General features: G+C 61.3%; 1 protein-coding gene. It reads right to left on the reverse strand.

Annotated elements, in window-relative coordinates:
- The coding region (locus SB822_RS61090) for an aldo/keto reductase (protein ID WP_410859657.1) at nucleotides 1-235 on the reverse strand (235 nt) is incomplete at both ends.

Genomic DNA, 235 nt, shown 5'->3' on the forward strand with positions numbered 1-235 from the left:
CGCGCTGCAGCAGCCATGCGAGCGCCACTTGCATTGGCGTTGCGCCGATCGTTGCCGCGATGTCGGTCAGCGCGGACGACTGGATCGGCGTAAAGCCGCCTAAAGGAAAGAACGGTACATAAGCAATGCCCTTGGCCGCCAGTTCGTCGATCAGCGCGTCGTCGGCGCGGTGCACCAGGTTGTAGTGGTTCTGCACGCAGACGATGTTAACGATGCGCTGTGCTTCGGCAATCTG

This window comes from Paraburkholderia sp. SIMBA_054, from assembly GCF_046534875.1.
Taxonomy (GTDB): domain Bacteria; phylum Pseudomonadota; class Gammaproteobacteria; order Burkholderiales; family Burkholderiaceae; genus Paraburkholderia; species Paraburkholderia hospita.